Source organism: Planococcus alkaliphilus (genome assembly GCF_057031095.1).
This window is the reverse complement of sequence record NZ_CM168060.1, coordinates 351,243-368,832: the sequence shown is the minus strand read 5'-3', so window position 1 is coordinate 368,832 and position 17,590 is coordinate 351,243. Positions and strand designations below refer to the sequence as shown.

Genomic DNA, 17,590 nt, shown 5'->3' with positions numbered 1-17,590 from the left:
GTTTCTAAACGAAACTTTTTCTATTTTTATTTTTTCAGCACATTGAAAACGGAAGCGGCTGTTAAGCTGCTTCCGTTTTTTTGCGCGCTTTTTTCCAGATGAAATAACGTTCGATCAGAATCGCTGCTAACGTTCCAGTAATAAGTCCGTTTGAAAAGGTAGCCGCCATGACCGCAGGCAGCTTGGCCATGCTCTCCGGCGGAAGAAACATGATGCCGACTCCGATCATCAATCCGAAAGCGGACACTTTATAGGCTTGCTGATGATCCGCTTCTTCAGCCAATTCTACAAAAGCCATTTCCACCATTTTTGTGAAGATCGCGAAAATTACTGCATAAGCGACTGGTGCCGGCAATGCCGCTAATAACGCCATCAGGCTCGGAAAGAAGCTAATAGCTACTACAACCATTCCACCCATGATGAATGGTTTCAAAGAAGGATTTCGTGTGGCACTGACAAAACCGGCTGCACCGGAAATCGGCACTGGCCCGATGGCTGAAAAAAGCCCTGCAAACATGTGGTTGATTCCGGAAGCGACTGATGCTTGCTTTACCCGATCCGGCGCCTCAATCGAAAAGGTGTTTTTTAAAAGCACCTCCATGACCCGCATGGAAGCCATCATGTTCGCCACTAGTAGAAAAGTCAAAAACAGCGCCGTAACGAACATGCCGCTATCCCAGACGAGCGGTCCGAATACGAGAAGTTCCGGCAATGCGAGCAACGATTCCGAAGTACCGGCAATCGCATCCGCCTTGCCAAGCAGCACAAATAACAGCCACCCCGCCGCAATCGCCAGCAAGACTGAATAACGGTTGACCCAAGGAGTTTTGTGCCCCATTAATATGAAAGTCACAATTACCACCGCAGCCCCACCGATCGCGACGACCGGATCAACAGCATCTCCTTCACCGGCGATCCCCAGCAAGCCGCCGATAATCGATTCACTCAATTGCAGGACGAGCAATAATAGATAGATGAAAGTGATGGTCGGTGTAAATAGTTTTCTCATCTTTCCTACCAATCCGGTATAAGCAAAAACAATGAACAAAACCCCACTATAGAGCAGCCCGCTTTGAAGAGCTTGCAGCGATTCTTCCATCGTTGCGTACATAACGCCGACCATTCCCGCATAGACGATGAAGATTCCCCACCAGAGCCCGGCTGGCCCTTCATTAATCGGCATTCTGTGCCCCACGAGCACTTGCACTAAACATGCAATGCCGAGCACGAAAATCGTCCTTTGGACAAATAAGGCTGTATCACCGTTGTCCATCCCAAATACATTGGCGATGGCAATTGGGGCAGCAATCGAAGAAGCCAATAGAAAAACTGCCCATTGAATGCCGCCAAATAAAGTTTTCACTATTTCCCGCCTCCGTCTTTTCCTGCTTTTTATCTTTTCAGTATACCCTTTTACTTTTGATGAAGTTCAAAGAAAAAGACAAAGAGCCCTGATATTTTCAGGACTCTTTGTCTTTTCTAGTAGTTTCTTTAAGGTCGGCTTGTTTTTGCAGGTCTGCCTTTTTTTGTTGCTCATCTGTTCGATGTTCTTCATCCAATGGCCCTTTATAGACAACTGGATAGCCTTTATCTTGCAGTTGCTTTACTTGTTTCCGAGAAGCTCGGATCAAAAGCCACATGATCAACAGCGATAAAATAAAAATGACGACAACTGAGATAATCCCGGGAATGTATTCCGATTTATCTTCAGGAAAATATAAGAATTCCATTTGTTTGTTTCCCGCCTTTGATAGTTGAGTTTCCCTTCATTATACAGGATAGCTTTTTTCAATAAATTACCGATGGTGAACATTTAGTGGCGAACTCTTAACAATCTTCGCAACAAATGCCGTAAAGCGGCATGTAAAAAGGGAGCGGCAGAACCAGGAAACACCCCTTTTTCTACCGCCAACTTTAGAGCCTATTTCTCCGATACCACTGTAAACCGTTTATTGAAATGGCGTGGATTTTCAATTTCATCCACTAGTGCAATGGCATAATCGGGATAGCTGACATAGCTTTTCCCTCTCTTATTCACCGTGATGCTGTCTTCGCCTATCTCATAACTGCCGGTCCGTCTGCCTTCCGCATCAAAGAAAGCTGCAGGACTTAGGAATGTCCACTCGATGCCTTCTGATGCTTCAAGGTCGGCTAGGTTCTGTGCCTGGCTAGACGCAATCGCTTTGAAAGCATCCGGGAATTCCGGAGTTTCAATCAAGCGTGTGGTTCGTGCTTCATCGACAAATAGGCTGCCTGCCCCTCCAACTACAATCAGTCTCGTGTCAGGCGCTTCTTTTAACGCTTGGATAAGATTTCTTCCTGCTTCTACATGCTGCTCCGCTTTTTCCGGGGGCACACCAAAAGCATTTACGACCACATCAAACGATTTTAGATCTTCTGAAGTTAAACTGAAAACATCTTTTTCCAAAATCTGTACTTTTCCCTCTTCAATTTTCGAAGCATCCCTTACGATAGCCGTGATTTCATGGCCTCTAGAAATCGCTTCTTTCATAATGACCTTGCCCGCTTTTCCGCTTGCTCCAATAATTCCGATTTTCACCCGAACCACCTCATCCTCTTAGATTTGATCCATCGCATCTTTCAGAATCTCAAACGAACGCTTTCTTTTTTCTTGATCATAAATATAAGACACAGCCATCAGTTCATCAATCTGCATATCGCCCATAAAGTCTTTCAACTGCGCTGTAATCGCTTCGCGGTCGCCAAGGAACGTATAACGGGACATATTTTTAGCGACCGTTTCCTCATACAAGCTCCATTTGCCATCCATCGAATCGACCGGTGGCTGAAGCAGATTTTTTGTGCCTCTTACTACATTCAAGTAAAACATCTGGCTCGAAGTCGAAAGTTTTTGAGCTTCTTCAGTCGTTTCTGCGGCCACTACGTTTACACAAACCATGACGTATGGTTCGGCTAGGTATTCAGATGGCTTGAACTGAGTTCGATAAATCTGCAGCGCCTGTTCTAATTGCTGCGGAGCGAAATGGGCAGCAAATACATAAGGCAAGCCCAGTCTTGCAGCTAACTGCGCACTGGATGTACTCGATCCTAGGATAAAAATCGGTACTTCGGTCCCAACACCCGGATAGGCATGCACCATGCCTTGATGTTCAAGCGGCTTTAAATAATTCTGCAGTTCAACTACATCCTGCGGGAAAGCATACGCCGTTTCTTGCGTAGTTCGGCGCAGTGCATGCGCTGTCTGCATATCCGTTCCCGGTGCACGCCCAAGCCCCAAATTCACTCGGCCAGGATACATCGTCTCAAGTGTTCCGAATTGCTCAGCTACGACAAGCGGAGTATGGTTCGGCAACATGACACCGCCAGATCCAACTTCAATCGATGCCGTATTATCGAGCACCTTAGAAATCAGGATAGATGTTGCGGAACTGGCTAAAGTCGGCGAGTTGTGATGTTCAGACAACCAAAACCGCTTATAATTTAATTTTTCTACATGCTGTGCCAGACTAACCATATCAGTTAGTGCATCTTTTGCTGTCTGGCCTTCTGAGATAGCGACCAAGTCCAAAACGGATATAGGCACCGGTTTTATGTTTTGATTCATTTAATGACTTCCTTTCAAGAGAAGATGTCCATTAACCATAAAACCAAAATATCTCGAAGACAAGCTATCTGCTTGCAGCTTCAAATTATTTAGTTGTATTCATCCACGTAGGAATTTGATCGTCTTCATCAAATTCAATGATGACATCTGTCACTCCTTGGACGCCATCCATAATCCGCTTTTCAATGTAATCCCGTAAATCATCCGCTTCGGCAATCGTCATGCCAGGGTCCACTTCCAATTTCAATTCCACGTGGAAATGGTCTCCTTCTTTGATGACATCAAGGTCTTGAATATCGGCAACTTGTGGGTGCTGCAGAACTTTCGCGCCGATTCGGGCCTGCATTTTAACATCAGCCACTCCAAGCGCACCAGCCGCATTGTCCAGGAAAACCCGTCCTACTACGAGAATGAGCATGATACCGATAATGATTGAAGCATACCCGGTCGCACTATGGAAAGGCGTATAAGTGGAAATGACAATAGCGCCCAAAGCCAAAACGGCTCCTCCTACTGCCACATTATCTTCCAGGAAAACGAGTTTGGTCGCAGGCTTAGCCCCTTTTACGTTTTTATAGCTAAGCGGGATGTACTTTAAACCGCTTGTTTGTTCTTTCGGCAGGTGCTCCGTTATTTCTTTCATGGCTTTATTGAGCACAAAAGCTTCTAAAAGAGCAGAAGCACCTAGCACTCCGATGTTCAACCAGAACCAATCTTCTGTGTGGACCGTATCCGAAATGTGATGGATCCCTTCGATAATGGTTTCATAGGCCAGCACTCCGACAATAAGCACCGCTCCTAATAGCACTAAGTTGACTAGGCGCCCAAAACCGCCTGGAAATTTTTCGGTTGGCGCTTTTTTGCTCAATGCCGAACCGATAAAGACGAACAATTGGTTCGCTGCATCTCCAAAGCTGTGCATCATTTCGGCGAACATCGCCACATTTCCCGTAATGAGATAAGCGATTGTTTTAATGACAGCTACCGCCGTATTAACAATTGCTGCCCAAAAAGCAGACTTGTTCCCCCCTTTTAGTAAGCCCAAAAATTCTTTCATATGAAATCCTCCATTCTTCTCAACCAAATTATTCGTGTGTAAATTTAGCAAGCATTTCTATTTTATTTCCCTGCACTGGAGCAGTAGAAACCCATGAAAAAGAGAGCACCGATTTTTTCGGAACCCTCTTTTTTTGAAACTGCCTTAAATTTCGTAGACAGCCCCTATTTTTGCGAATTCTACATTGCCGCTATAGCTGGAACGTGCAGCTTCAAGAATTTCTTCCAGTTCGCCGTATTGCGGCAAATGAGTGAGCCTCAATTTCTTGGCCTCAGCACGCTCAGCCAGTTCACCTGCTTGCTCCCCGCTCAAATGCCCTTTAATGACGCCTCTATATTTTTCATACAAATTTGATTCACATACAAGCAAATCTGCATGGCGCGAGAAATCGATCAGCTCATCTTTCCATTCGGTATCCGCTGTAAAAACCACTGACTTTCCTTTTGCTGTAAATTTTATTGCCAAGCAATAAACCGGATGAATGGTTTCGCAAAAAGAGACTTCGAACGGCCCAAGCAGAAGAGGTTGGCCTGCTTCAATCATTTTTCCTTCAGTCACGCCTTTATAGGAAAGGCCCGCAAACATTTCCTGGTCGCGGTTATGGGCATAAATCGGAAATGGAGTTTCCCACTCTTTTAACTGCATGCCGACCATCGCTGCATGCTGCAAAACCCCAATATCGGCAATATGGTCTGGATGATAATGGCTGATGATTGCTGCATCGAGATCTTTTAATTCGGTATAATTTTGTACAGCGGCCAATACACCGCTTCCACAATCCACTAGGCAGCGAAATCCTTCCTCTTCTATTAGAAAGGAAGAAGTCGCTTCGTTTTTATTCGGATAGCCGCCCCAAATTCCAATTGTTGTAATTTTCATAAATGTACCCCTCTCGTTTTATTTTATTTCTCTATTATAACCCAGCCGTTTATCTAAAGTTTGTTTAAAGGAATTCGCTCGGGGTATATAGAAAGGGAGAAGATAAAACTTGGAGGGATTACTTTGACAGTAAAACTAACAGTAGAAAATGCAGTGCAAGCAAAATCAGAAATCGAAAAATTACAGACACAAGGATTCACGCACGACGACATTTACATCTTCGCACATGATAAAAACCGCGAAAAAGACATTTCCAAAGCATTGGATACGGAAAGCGTCGGCATGAAAGAACAAGGATTCCTAGATAGCATGAAAAACATGACCGTTTCACGCGGTGATGAGCTTCGCGCTAAAATGGCAGCCGCTGGAGCAACAGAACAAGAAGCTGCTGATTACGAAGAAGAATTAGATAAAGGCAAACTCGTGATCATTGCGAATAAAAACAATTAATTCCTTCCCTCTTGCTGAATGGCAAGAGGGTTTTTTATGTCTTTTATTGCCTGCCCCCTTCTTTTTTTATCTTGAAATAACTTTTATTCTCAGTCCTCTTTCTTTCTCTTATAAATATACTTTGAAGTGTTAGTAAAATAGGCATATCCGGAGTTCTGTATCATCTTGTCCATTGTGTCATTTATAACTATTTGCTATATTTGAAAAAGGTTAATTTTCTAACTACGAATAGTTAAAGTAAACTTTTGTTAGAAAAGCCTCAAGGGGGAAATTTATGATCAAGAGTTTGAAAATGGGGAGCGCCTTTATCGGCATCATTGTCGGTGCGGGATTCGCTTCTGGACAAGAAATCCTGCAATATTTTACGAGTTTCGGAATCATGGGGATTTTTGCCGCTCTTATGTCGACAGCCCTATTTGCGTATTTGGGAATGAATTTGACACGGCTTGGAAGCCGGATGCAGCAGCCTTCACATAAGGAAGTCATTTACGGAATCAGTGGAAAGATCTTAGGAAGAATTGTTGATTACATAATTATCTTAACTTTATTCGGCGTCGGAGTAGTCATGATTGCCGGAGCCGGTTCTATTTTTTCGCAGCAATTCGACTTGCCAGCAGTACTTGGAAGCACTCTCATGACAGTGCTTGTCATCTTGACGATTATGCTCAATGTAGAAAAAGTCATCGCGATCATCGGCAGCATCACGCCATTTCTTATTTTGATGGTCGTCCTTTTAGCCGTTTACAGTCTAGCTACCGGCGATTCATCTTTTACCGCATTAGATCCAATCGCGAAAGAAAAACTTTCGGCTGTTTCCAATTGGTTCTTGTCAGGATTAAATTATGCATCCTTTAATATTGCAGTTGGAGCTTCCATGGCCATCGTCATGGGAAGCACAGAAAAAGATGAAAAAATCGCTGCTCGTGGAGGATTGTTCGGAGGCCTTGGCCTTGGAGTTTTAATTATTCTCAGCCATCTAGCTATTTTTTCAAAAATAGACAGTGTAGGCGATGCGGAAATGCCGATGCTTCAAATCGCCAATGACATCTCTCCTACCTTAGGTGTGTTCATGTCGATCATTTTGTTTGGCATGATTTACAATACTGCGGTCAGTATGATCTATGCATTCTCAGCTCGCTTTGTTTCATCCGGTACGCCTAAATTCAAAGGGTTTGTCGTAATTGTCGGCATCGTTTCCTTTGCCTTAAGTTTTGTCGGCTTTACAAAACTCGTCAATGAATTTTATCCCGTGGTCGGTTATCTCGGATTCTTCCTGGTAGCTGCATTGGTTTATGCCGATTTTAAAAAGCCAAACACCCAGACAATAATGAATAAATAACTTCTATAAGCCGCCAAAGCATACATCAACTGCTTTGGCGGCTTTTCATGTTATGGTTTTAATAGAGCATTCCGGAAGGAGAACTTTTTTATGGACACTTTTACTAAAACTTCCCAACAGCGAGAATTGATTAACCAAATTCGTGCATTAACTCCTGCTTTTCAAAAGCGCGAGCCGGAGTTGGACGCAATGGGATCTTTCCCTTATGAAAATATTAAAGAGTTAAAGCAAATAGGCTACCATACACTCACTTTGCCAAAAGATATGGGCGGGCAAGGCTTCGGCCTCTATGAGTACATACTTGCACAAGAAGCGATTTCGCAAGCTTCCGGAGCTACCGGCCTTTCTATCGGCTGGCATACTGGAATCGTTTTGGAATACGCCGAAAACCGGCATTGGCACGAAAACAGTGCAGCCTGGCTTACAGAAGAAATCCGAAAAGGTGCCTTAATCAATACGGCGGCCACTGAAAATAATGCTGGAAGCCCAGCACGCGGTGCGCTTCCCCGGACCGTTGCTGTAAAAGAAGGCGATGAGTGGGTGCTCAACGGCGAAAAAACCTATACCTCTATGGCGCCTGTCCTCGATTTCATCTTCGTGACCGCCACAGTGAATGAGGAACAAGTCGAAACCTTTATCATTCCGCGCAAAGCAGAAGGGGTTTCAATCGATGAAACTTGGGATATGCTAGCCATGAGAGGAACAGCAAGCCATACGTTAGTGATGGAAGATGTAAGGATTCCTTCTTCATTCATCTTAAAGCCGGGCAATGCCCGAACTGCCGGTAAAGGCTGGCTGCTCCATATTCCTGCTTGTTATATCGGGATTGCTGCTGCCGCCCGGACGCAAGCGATTGAATTCGCCTCTTCCTACGAACCCGCTTCTCTCGGGAAGCCGATTTCGGAAACTCCGAATATCCGGCACCTCATCGGCGAAATGGAGCTGGAGCTGACAACTGCCCGCCATTTGCTATACGGAACAGTTGAACGCTATCTTCAAGCAAGCGATAAAGCTGCGATGGATGAAGCATTGAATGTAACGAAAATCGCCGTCACTCAGGCAGCTATCGGCATCGTCGATAAGGCGATGAAAATTGTCGGTTCTAGGGCCTTATCAGAGGCCAACCCGATGCATCGCCATTATGTGAATATCCGGGCAGGCCTGTATAATCCGCCAATGGAGGACATGGTCAAAGCGCAACTTGCAAGCCAAGCCATCCAGTCCATCCAAAAAGAACAACATGAGAATTCAGCCAATAAATAAGGAGTGAAGCAAATTGACGACTCAAGTACACCTTAACGAGACAGTTATCCAAGCTTTCTACTATACGGAAGAACACGTGACTGATAACGTTTCCGGCAAGCCTTTGCAAAAGATTATCATCGATTTCAACGTGACGAGCGAAGATTACCACGATATCGCTGTGCTATTATACGGCATGGAATTCCGGGTTCAAGTTCCAGAAAAAAACTTGGACTTCCAAGCTGCCATCTCGAACTATTCAACAGATACTACGAACCTTTACAATCCAAACGAAGTAGCTGACTATCACCTGGAATTGACGGAAAAAGTATAGAAATCAAAAAGGAAGCCTCGGCATATTGCTGGGGCTTCCTTTTTGATTTCCTATCTTCTTTTGAACCGGCTGCTGCCGCTCCTTCTTCTCAACCTTCTTCTTAGATCCCGAGCTTCTTTTTCTTTTGCTGCTCTGCTTTCTTCGTCCAAAGAAATGGAACAAAGCTTATCTCCGTCCAACTCAATCTCAAACCATGAATTCACTTCGCTTCCTTCCGGCAAATGACTGACAGGAAGCAGGAGTTCCTTTTGCTCTTCTTCTATGAGAATGACCGCCCATCCATCTTCAATCCGGTTCAGCATCCCTTTCATTCAATCACTCCCCTACACAAGCGAGGCCTTGGTCTTTAATATCCTCCAGCTTCCCTTGCCCAATGCCTTTGATCTCTTTAAGCTCTTCAAGCGAAACAAACGGACGGCTTTTTACGATGTCTTCAGCGAAAGCCGGACCGATGCCTTCGATTTCCTGAAGTTCAGCTGAAGAAGCACGATTCAGATCAATGCAGCGATTTTTTCCTTCAACAGCGATTCCTTCTTTCTCTGTTTCGATTTCGTAGCTGTTTCCGTCTGTCCGCAGCACAATCGTTCCGTTCACATCAGTGCCGTAAACTTCAGCGCCTTCGTTCTCCACTGAGGCAATGACTTCGGCATGCGGATGGCCATAGGAATTGTCGATGCCCGCACTGTAAATGGCGACTTCCGGAGATACAGCTTTTAAAAACGCGCGGCTCGTCGATGTATTCGACCCATGGTGGCCAAGATGAAGAATTTCTGCGTCCAAATCAGCGCCGCTGTCAATCATATTCTGTTCTTCTTTAATACCCGTATCACCGGTGAAGACCAAGCGGATATCTCCAAACGTCACTTTCAATGAAATCGATTCTTCGTTGGCTTTTCCGGTGATTTCTTCGGGATAAAGAACTTCCAGTTGAATCGGGCCGACATCGAAAACTTCTCCGCTGCGCGGTTCGTAATAGTCCGTACCGGTTTCATCAATCGCTTCTAATGTGCTGATGAATGTATTGGAGGTGCTTTCGTTGCCTGACATCCACACTTCCCCTACATCAAACTGTTCAACAATGGAAGCTAGCTGGCCAATGTGATCCGAATCGGGATGAGTACCGATTGCAATGTCGATTTTCTCCAGCTGCAACTCTTTTAAATAATCGATCGCAGCTGTGCTGTTCCAATCACCTGCATCAATCAGAATGGCATAACCATCCACTTCCAATAAAGTGGAATCTGCTTGGCCGACATCTATATAATGTACGGCAAGCTCATCCTCTAGAGCTGCCGAATTCCGGATCTCCCCTTCTTCCTTCTGTTGAAACAATTGATATGCTAAAACTCCAATCAGGATAACCGCAATTAATAAAATCGAAATGTTCTTTTTCAAGATCCCTCTCCTCTTTCCATAGTGGCATTTTACCATACCCACTGATGGCCGTTCTCTATTCGCGTTAAAGGCAGGAATATTAAATATGTGCATAGCAAAAGGCCGCAAAAGAAGTTCTCTTGCAGCCTTTTATAACTTCCCTTAAATCAAGTTGACATGAAATCTCCACCGTTCATATGAAGGAATTGGCCTGTCATGTATGAATTTTGCGGATCTGCTAAAAAGACGAAAGCCTTTACCAATTCATAAGGCTGCGCCGAGCGTCCTGCTGGCACGTCCTTGCCGAAGTCTTCTCCTACGTCAGGGTTGATATCGCCAAAAGTCTTCGTGATCAATGGCGTCCACACAGGTCCTGGAGCAATTCCATTTACCGCAATTCCTTCGCGGACAAAACGGCGGGCTAGAGAACGCGTCATGGAAACCATGGCACCGTTCGCTCCGGAATAGTCGATGAGATCTGAATGGCCCCGGTACGCATTGATTGAGGCGGTATTGATGATACGTGCGCCATCTTTTAGATGGGGACGGGCGGCTCTGACTAAATAGAACATCGCAAAAGCTTTGATTTCGAAAGTCTTCAGCAACTGTTCATCTGTAATGTCGGTCGGAGAGGTCTGCGGATATTGGTAGCCTGCATTATTTACCAGAATATCAATTTGGCCGAACGACTCGAGTGCAAATTGAACCAGTTTATCGCAGTTTTCCGATTTCCTAAGATCACCGCTCAAGGCTTTCGCTTCTCCCCCGTAGCTTTTGATGACTTCCAAAGTTTCGGCTGTTGCATCTTCATCGTCTAAATAACCGATCACTACTTTAGCGCCTTCTTTAACGTATGCAATGGCCACTGCTCGGCCAATCCCACTGTTTGCGCCTGTAATAATAGCCACTTTCCCTTCAAGCGCACCGCTCGCTTTATAACCCTCTAAATCCGTGTTATTGAAATCTAGATCTGCCATCCGTCTCCTCCTCCTCGCTTCACCTTAGCCCAGTATTTCCCTATCCTTGCTTATTGACTAGTTTTTCATATAATCGACTGTATTCTCCGGCAGAACGGCTCCAACTATAATCGCCATCCATGCCATTCCGTTTAATGATTTCCCAATGCTCGCCTTGATGATACATCTTCAAAGCACGCTTTAATGCATCTTCAAAACTTTCCTGCTCAGTGAAATCACTTAAAAAGCCGTTTCCTGAGCGCAGCACTACATCATACTCCACCACCGTGTCTTTTAAGCCTCCGGTTTTATTCACTACTGGGACAGTGCCATAAATCATAGAGACCAATTGGCTTAAACCACAAGGCTCAAAATGGGATGGCATCAGGAAAATATCTGCGCCTGCATAAAGCAAGTGGGCGAGCTCTTCATCAAATCCAATATGGACCGCTATTTTATCTGGAAATTCTTCAGCCAGCTGACGGAAAAACTGCTCGTATTTCTCTTCACCTGAGCCGAGCAACACAACTTGCACGTCCTGCGTTTTCAATATATTCGGCAAAGTCTCTTCTAAAACATCAATTCCTTTTTGTCCAGCTAGCCTGGAAACCATCGTCATCAGTGGAATATCTCCCCGTTCCGGTAAATTAAACCGGAGTTGGACAGCCCTCTTATTGACCGCTTTTCTTTCCATGGTCGTCTGGTCATAAGGCATTTCAATCATCAAATCAGCTGCCGGATTATAAGAAACGGTATCGACTCCGTTCAATATGCCGATTAAATCTTCCGCCCTCTCTTGAAGGAGCGTTTGCAGGTTCTCTCCGTAAGATTCAGTAAGAATTTCATCCCGGTAAGAAGGGCTGACGGTCGTCACTAGATCTGCGTATAAGATCCCCGTTTTCAACATATTGAAGTTGCCGCGCCATTCAATTAGGCCATCATCAAAATAACGCTCCGCCAGCTCAAATTCTTGAGTGGCCGTTTCTTTGGGATAATAGCCTTGGAATTGAAGGTTGTGGATGGTCAAAACCGTTTTTGTCTTCGAGTGGAGCGTGGCATAACGTTCATCTTCTTTTAACAGAAGCGGCAGCATGGCCGTGTGCCAATCCTGGACATGCAAAATATCGAAAGCTTCGGTTTCCGCTTCCATCACAGCCAATACCGCACGGCTGAAAAATGCAAAACGCTCGGCATCATCTGGTTGGCTATATATTTGGTCGCGTCCATAAAAAGCATCATTTTCCACAAAAACGAATTGGACGCCGTTCATCCAATATTCAAAAATAGGGTAGATCTCTCTTTGCCCTTTAAAAGGCACTTCAAGATCTCCTTTGAATTGAAACTCCTTCTCTTGTTCTGCTGAAATCAACGTGTATTTCGGCAAGATCACCATTACTTCATGGCCAAGTTCCGCAAGCGCTTTTGGCAAGGCTCCCATAACATCAGCGAGTCCGCCAGTTTTTACGAAAGGAGCGCATTCTGCTGCAGCCATCGCAATTCTCATTGAACATCCTCCTTTGTCACCCGCTCACCTTTGCGGAGAACAATGGGGTGCTGCCATGTCCCTTTTAATACGACCCCGTCGTCTATCTGCACTTCTTTATCGGCAATTACACAAGTGAGTTCGCAGTTTTTCCCAACTCTGCTTTTTTGCATGATGATGCAATTCTCCAACTGGGCGTCTTCTTCGATTAAAACGGCACGGCTAATAATGCTTTTCTTTACACTTCCAGCAATCGTGCAGCCGTTTCCGATCAATGCTTGGCTCACTTGGGATCCCTTTAAATACTTTGTCGGAGGCTCGTCTTTCACTTTTGTATAAATGGGACGGTCTTTTAGAAATAGCTTTTCCCTTTGCCCAGCTTCTAATAAGGACATCGCGGACCTGAAATAATTTTCTGTCGAATCGATAACCGCAACAAATCCATCATGTGTATACGTATTGAATGTATAAGGCGCTTTTTTACGGTTTACTACATCTTCAATGCTGATGATTTTCTTTTCTTCATAGCTTTCCATCAATTCAACAAGCAATTTTTTGGAAAGGATGTAACTTTTCAAATGGGTGCCATCGTCACAGATAGCTTCTGTGATATCCATGCCCGAAGCCAGATGGGCATCCAGCATGTCATCGAAATCCAGTTGGGCCACTGTAAAGCAATTGGTGATGACGACGTGTTCCTGCTTGCTTTTGGCGAAAAACTGGCGATGTTCACCTAGCATGGAGAAGGCGCCGACGCTGACGTAATTGCCCGCTTTCTGGGAACCCGGAAGGAAAAACAAGCCGTCTTTCCGGCGATTCAAATCCCAGCTTTTGCCCACTCCGATATGATCGAGCAAAGAAACAAATGGATAAGCGGGAAAAACGCCGACAAGATTAATATTCGAATTTACCACATTCGACAAGGCAAAATCGATGAGCCGGTACCGTCCGGAAAAAGGGATTGATGCCGTTGAACGGTACATCGTTAAATCTTCCAGGCCAGACATCCTTACAGATGCATCAATAACTGCCATTAATCTCATAGACCTTCACCTCTTCCCCAGTTCTCTAAGACCTCTTCTGTCAATAAAACAATTTCTTCTTTTTGATCGGGAATCTGATAGTTTTCAGGAATCGACAACCCCGGCGGAATGATGACACGCTGAAGCTGGGCACCTTTGCCGATTTTCACGCCACTCATCACGACGCATTCTTTGAGCGACGCGCCTTCGTCAACCTGGACGTCCTGGAAAATGACCGATTTTTCGATTGCTCCTTCGATGACACAGCCTTCATTGACCAAGGAATCCTGGACGACGCCGTGTTCACCGATAAACTGCGGCGGCAGCTGCGGATTGGAGGAGAAAATCCGCCATCCCGGATCATGCAAGTTCAAGCCTGAAGTTTCATCCAGCAAATCCATATTGGCTTCCCAAAGGCTGTCTACGGTTCCTACGTCTTTCCAATAGCCTTTATACGGGTAAGCGACCATCTTTTCATTGTTCTCGAGCATAAGCGGGATGATGTTCTTTCCAAAATCATGCGAAGAATTTTCATTTTCATTATCCAACTGTAAATACTTTTTGAGTTTTTGCCAATTAAAGATGTAAACCCCCATCGAAGCCAAATTGCTTTCTGCATTTTCCGGTTTTTCAACGAATTCTTTTACGTTCATCTGGTCATCGGTGTTCATGATGCCAAAGCGGTGAGTTTCTTTCCATGGAACTTCGATAACTGAGATCGTGACATCCGCTTTTTGTTCTTTGTGGAATTCAAGCATGGTTTGATAATTCATCTTATAAATATGGTCCCCTGATAAAATCAGCACGTATTCGGGGTCTTGTTCAGCCAGATAATGCATGTTTTGGTAGATCGCATTTGCTGTACCGTCGTACCATTTAAGCCCGCCCATCTCTGTATAGGGAGTAAGCATGGTGACGCCGCCGCTTCTTCTATCCAAATCCCATGGAATTCCCTGTCCGATGTAATTATGGAGTACATGAGGCTGGTATTGCGTTAAGACGCCGACTGTATGAATTTCAGAATTCATGCAGTTCGATAGCGGAAAATCAATGATCCGGTATTTTCCTCCGAACGGAATTGCAGGTTTGGCAATATTGTAGGTTAAGGATTTCAACCGGCTCCCTTGCCCCCCAGCGAGTAACATAGCCACCACTTTATTTTTCATGATTTTTCACTCCCATCCGATTTTTTCTTCCATATCTGCATTGCAAAAGCCGGCAATTCAATGGCAATTGATTGGCTTTGGCCATCAATCGGAACGCTTCTAGCAGCCACTTCCCCTTTTTCAGTACCCCATCCACCGTATAAAGGCGACGCTGTTGAAAAAACGCATTCATAGGAAGCCAGCTGCGGAACGCCTACCTCGAATCCACTGTAATCTTGGCTTGAAAAATTTCCGACTACGATGCATTCAGCTTCCGGCGCTCTTCCTCTCCTGATATAGGCCAGAACACTTTGTTCATGATTATCAGGATCCAGCCATTCAAAGCCCATCCGGTCATTATCGAGTTCAAATAAGGCCTTCTCGCTTTTATAAAAAGCCAATAGTTCTTTTGTGAAAAAGTCCATTTGGCGATGGGATGGCTGGTCTAATAAGAACCAGTCCAACTCCGGCTGGAATTTCCATTCGTCGTCATGCCCGAATTCCTGGCCCATGAATAAAAGTTTTTTTCCCGGATGCGTAATCCAGAAAGCCAAAAGCAACCGCAATTGATGGAACTTTTCTTCTTTGCTTCCCGGCAATTTATTCAGCAGCGACTTTTGCCCATGGACCACTTCATCATGAGAAAATATCGACACATAGCGTTCATCGTAATAATACATAAGTGAAAAATTCAATTTTTGATGTTTTTCAGATCGTTCTTCAGGAGGCGTCTCCATATAGCTTAAAGTGTCATGCATCCAGCCAAAATTCCATTTGTAATCGAAGCCGATTCCCCCGTCTTCGGCTTTGCCAGTCACATTTGGATAATGCCAGGCATCTTCTGCGATTAAGATGGCTGAAGGATGATGCAGCTTGATGCTGGAAGTCAATTGCCTCAAAAAGTCTGCGCCTTCTTCATTGTGTATGCGTCTTGGGTCGTTCGGTACAAACAATAATTTCATCAAGGCATCCATCCGGAACCCGTCGAATTTGAATTCGTCTAGCCAATAATGCGCACTCGATAAAAGAAAGCTGACGACTTCGCCTCTTTGAACATCAAAGTTCATGGTCCCCCATTCGGGATTCTTCCGCCTTTCCTTCCGGCGGTCTTCGTAAAGCGGCCTCCCGTTGAATAAAACCAACCCATGCAGATCTTGGCAAAAATGGCCGGGTACCCAGTCTAAAAATATACCCAAACCGTTCCTGGCACATTCGTTGATGAAATATTTCAGGTCTTCCGCCGTGCCGTACCTGCTTGTTGGCGCAAAGTAACCCGTCGTTTGGTAGCCCCACGATTCATCCAAAGGATGTTCCGTGATCGGCAATATTTCAATATGAGTAAAACCGTGTTTTTTAACATAAGGAATCAATTCTTCAGCGATTTCCCGGTACGTCAGAAAAGATCCGTCTGGCGCTCTCTTCCACGTTCCCATATGTAATTCATAAATCGCTAGAGGCTTTTCAAAATGATTTTGGAAGAGTTGCTGTTTTTGCTGTAAAACTTCTTCGCTCCATTTAAATACAGAATCAGTTGGAACAATTGAACATGTGTCCGGCCTCATTTCACTGGACCGCGCATAAGGATCGGATTTTCCGATCCGTTCGCCCTCAATCGTTTCAATATCATATTTGTATATAAATCCAGCAAGATTCCGAGGAATCAGGACTTCCCAAATACTTGGATCAAATGGCAATGGCTTCATCTCAAAACGTTCCGATTCTTGCGCTCCAGCAGCTGTGCCGATGACAGCCACTTTGGCTACGTCCGGTGCCCAAACAGTAAACCGGGTCTCCTCGCCATTCAGATGCGGGCCGAAATATCGATAAGCATCGTACATTTGCCCATTATGGAATTTTGCCGCTTCCTTCTCATTCAGAGAAGTCTTATCATAGTCCACGAGAAGCACCTCCAAATCGTCATTCTTTCCCTTGCCCCAATTAACTTTATTCTACACAGTCCATGTAAAACCCTTGTGAAAAATCGGAATAATTGAAAAACAGTGAAAATAAGAAAGCAGATTAGCGCAAACACTGAGGAGTTCTCAGTATCTACACATATTTAAACGCATAAGGACTTGTTTACGGGCAGAAATTCTACTACGCTTAGGGAAGATAGCTTACGATAGGAAGGGCGAGAAATGTTGCGAAATAGATTACTGACCTTACTCATATTGCTTTTCATTTTATTGCTTGCCGGCTGCGGCAAAGGCATTGAAGATCCATTGGAATGGAAAATAGAAGATTTTAATTTCACCAATCAAGACAATGAGGAAATGGGACTTGCCGATTTAAAAGGCGAAGTTTGGCTGGCCGATTTCATTTTCACGAATTGCACGACTGTCTGCCTGCCAATGACAGCGAATATGGTGGACTTGCAAAATCAGTTTAAAGAACAAGGACTCGATGTCCAGATTGTTTCTTTCAGCGTCGACCCAACTGTCGACAGTCCAGAAATTTTGAAATCCTATGCGGAAAACTACGGAGCGGATTTTGCTTCGTGGAATCTGTTAACCGGCTATTCACCGGAGAAGATTGATGCTTTCGCCATGGAGAATTTCAAGACGATTGCCCGCAAACCGGCAAACGATGACCAAGTGTTGCATGGCACATCCTTTTTCCTTGTCGACAAAAACGGTGTCATCATGAAAGACTATAATGGCGTCAATCCGCCCGTTGAAGAAATAATAGCGGATGCAGAAATTTTGCTTGCGGAGGAATAAAAG

General features: G+C 44.7%; 18 protein-coding genes. 5 read left to right on the top strand and 13 right to left on the bottom strand.

Going from position 1 to position 17,590, the window contains the following annotated elements:
- Positions 1–61 precede the first annotated feature (61 nt).
- The 6 genes from AC2EXB_RS01980 to AC2EXB_RS01955 all read right to left on the bottom strand — a co-directional run bounded on the left by AC2EXB_RS01980 (position 62) and on the right by AC2EXB_RS01955 (position 5,522).
- On the bottom strand, positions 62–1,363 hold the full coding sequence (locus AC2EXB_RS01980) for a purine/pyrimidine permease (RefSeq protein ID WP_483603319.1): 1,302 nt from the start codon (positions 1,361–1,363) through the stop codon (positions 62–64).
- A 97-nt stretch (positions 1,364–1,460) separates the two neighbouring features.
- Positions 1,461–1,730, bottom strand: coding sequence for a hypothetical protein (locus tag AC2EXB_RS01975; RefSeq protein WP_483603317.1), 270 nt, complete (start codon positions 1,728–1,730; stop codon positions 1,461–1,463).
- 191 nt (positions 1,731–1,921) lie between these two features.
- Positions 1,922–2,560, bottom strand: coding sequence for an NAD(P)-dependent oxidoreductase (locus AC2EXB_RS01970; protein WP_483603315.1), 639 nt, complete (start codon positions 2,558–2,560; stop codon positions 1,922–1,924).
- An 18-nt stretch (positions 2,561–2,578) separates the two neighbouring features.
- Positions 2,579–3,586 carry an LLM class flavin-dependent oxidoreductase gene (locus tag AC2EXB_RS01965; RefSeq protein ID WP_483603313.1) on the bottom strand — a complete coding sequence of 336 codons (1,008 nt, stop codon included), beginning with the start codon at positions 3,584–3,586 and terminating at the stop codon, positions 2,579–2,581.
- An 85-nt stretch (positions 3,587–3,671) separates the two neighbouring features.
- Positions 3,672–4,643 (bottom strand): cation diffusion facilitator family transporter, encoded by a 972-nt coding sequence (locus tag AC2EXB_RS01960; protein WP_483603311.1) that lies wholly within the window; start codon positions 4,641–4,643, stop codon positions 3,672–3,674.
- 144 nt (positions 4,644–4,787) lie between these two features.
- Entirely contained in the window at positions 4,788–5,522 is a 735-nt protein-coding gene (locus AC2EXB_RS01955) for an MBL fold metallo-hydrolase (RefSeq protein WP_483603310.1), read from the bottom strand.
- A 123-nt stretch (positions 5,523–5,645) separates the two neighbouring features.
- Here AC2EXB_RS01955 and AC2EXB_RS01950 point away from each other — a divergent pair, with 123 nt between their 5' ends.
- The 4 genes from AC2EXB_RS01950 (at position 5,646) to AC2EXB_RS01935 (ending at position 8,887) form a co-directional block, all read left to right on the top strand.
- On the top strand, positions 5,646–5,972 hold the full coding sequence (locus AC2EXB_RS01950; protein ID WP_235198006.1) for a YflT domain-containing protein: 327 nt from the start codon (positions 5,646–5,648) through the stop codon (positions 5,970–5,972).
- 274 nt (positions 5,973–6,246) lie between these two features.
- Entirely contained in the window at positions 6,247–7,311 is a 1,065-nt protein-coding gene (locus tag AC2EXB_RS01945; protein ID WP_251477765.1) for a YkvI family membrane protein, read from the top strand.
- A 90-nt stretch (positions 7,312–7,401) separates the two neighbouring features.
- Positions 7,402–8,574 carry an acyl-CoA dehydrogenase family protein gene (locus AC2EXB_RS01940; protein WP_483603308.1) on the top strand — a complete coding sequence of 391 codons (1,173 nt, stop codon included), beginning with the start codon at positions 7,402–7,404 and terminating at the stop codon, positions 8,572–8,574.
- 13 nt (positions 8,575–8,587) lie between these two features.
- Positions 8,588–8,887 carry a DUF3219 family protein gene (locus AC2EXB_RS01935; protein WP_483603306.1) on the top strand — a complete coding sequence of 100 codons (300 nt, stop codon included), beginning with the start codon at positions 8,588–8,590 and terminating at the stop codon, positions 8,885–8,887.
- 50 nt (positions 8,888–8,937) lie between these two features.
- On the opposite strand, the gene AC2EXB_RS01930 is transcribed toward AC2EXB_RS01935, so the two are convergent.
- The 7 genes from AC2EXB_RS01930 to glgB all read right to left on the bottom strand — a co-directional run bounded on the left by AC2EXB_RS01930 (position 8,938) and on the right by glgB (position 16,765).
- Positions 8,938–9,198 carry a DUF3006 domain-containing protein gene (locus AC2EXB_RS01930; protein WP_483603304.1) on the bottom strand — a complete coding sequence of 87 codons (261 nt, stop codon included), beginning with the start codon at positions 9,196–9,198 and terminating at the stop codon, positions 8,938–8,940.
- Positions 9,199–9,202: 4 nt separating this feature from the next.
- Entirely contained in the window at positions 9,203–10,282 is a 1,080-nt protein-coding gene (locus tag AC2EXB_RS01925) for an MBL fold metallo-hydrolase (RefSeq protein ID WP_483603303.1), read from the bottom strand.
- Positions 10,283–10,428: 146 nt separating this feature from the next.
- Positions 10,429–11,238, bottom strand: coding sequence for an SDR family oxidoreductase (locus AC2EXB_RS01920; protein ID WP_483603301.1), 810 nt, complete (start codon positions 11,236–11,238; stop codon positions 10,429–10,431).
- Positions 11,239–11,278: 40 nt separating this feature from the next.
- Positions 11,279–12,721, bottom strand: coding sequence for a glycogen synthase GlgA (glgA, locus tag AC2EXB_RS01915; RefSeq protein WP_483603299.1), 1,443 nt, complete (start codon positions 12,719–12,721; stop codon positions 11,279–11,281).
- A complete protein-coding gene (locus AC2EXB_RS01910; RefSeq protein ID WP_483603297.1) occupies positions 12,718–13,743 on the bottom strand; it encodes a GlgC family sugar phosphate nucleotidyltransferase in 1,026 nt (341 codons plus the stop codon). The genes glgA and AC2EXB_RS01910 overlap by 4 nt, the downstream gene beginning before the upstream one ends.
- On the bottom strand, positions 13,740–14,888 hold the full coding sequence (locus AC2EXB_RS01905) for a glucose-1-phosphate adenylyltransferase (protein WP_235197996.1): 1,149 nt from the start codon (positions 14,886–14,888) through the stop codon (positions 13,740–13,742). The genes AC2EXB_RS01910 and AC2EXB_RS01905 overlap by 4 nt, the downstream gene beginning before the upstream one ends.
- Positions 14,885–16,765 (bottom strand): 1,4-alpha-glucan branching protein GlgB, encoded by a 1,881-nt coding sequence (gene glgB / locus AC2EXB_RS01900; protein WP_483603296.1) that lies wholly within the window; start codon positions 16,763–16,765, stop codon positions 14,885–14,887. Before glgB ends, AC2EXB_RS01905 begins: the two co-directional genes overlap by 4 nt.
- A 240-nt stretch (positions 16,766–17,005) precedes the next feature.
- Here glgB and AC2EXB_RS01895 point away from each other — a divergent pair, with 240 nt between their 5' ends.
- Positions 17,006–17,587, top strand: coding sequence for an SCO family protein (locus AC2EXB_RS01895; protein ID WP_235197994.1), 582 nt, complete (start codon positions 17,006–17,008; stop codon positions 17,585–17,587).
- Positions 17,588–17,590 lie beyond the last annotated feature (3 nt).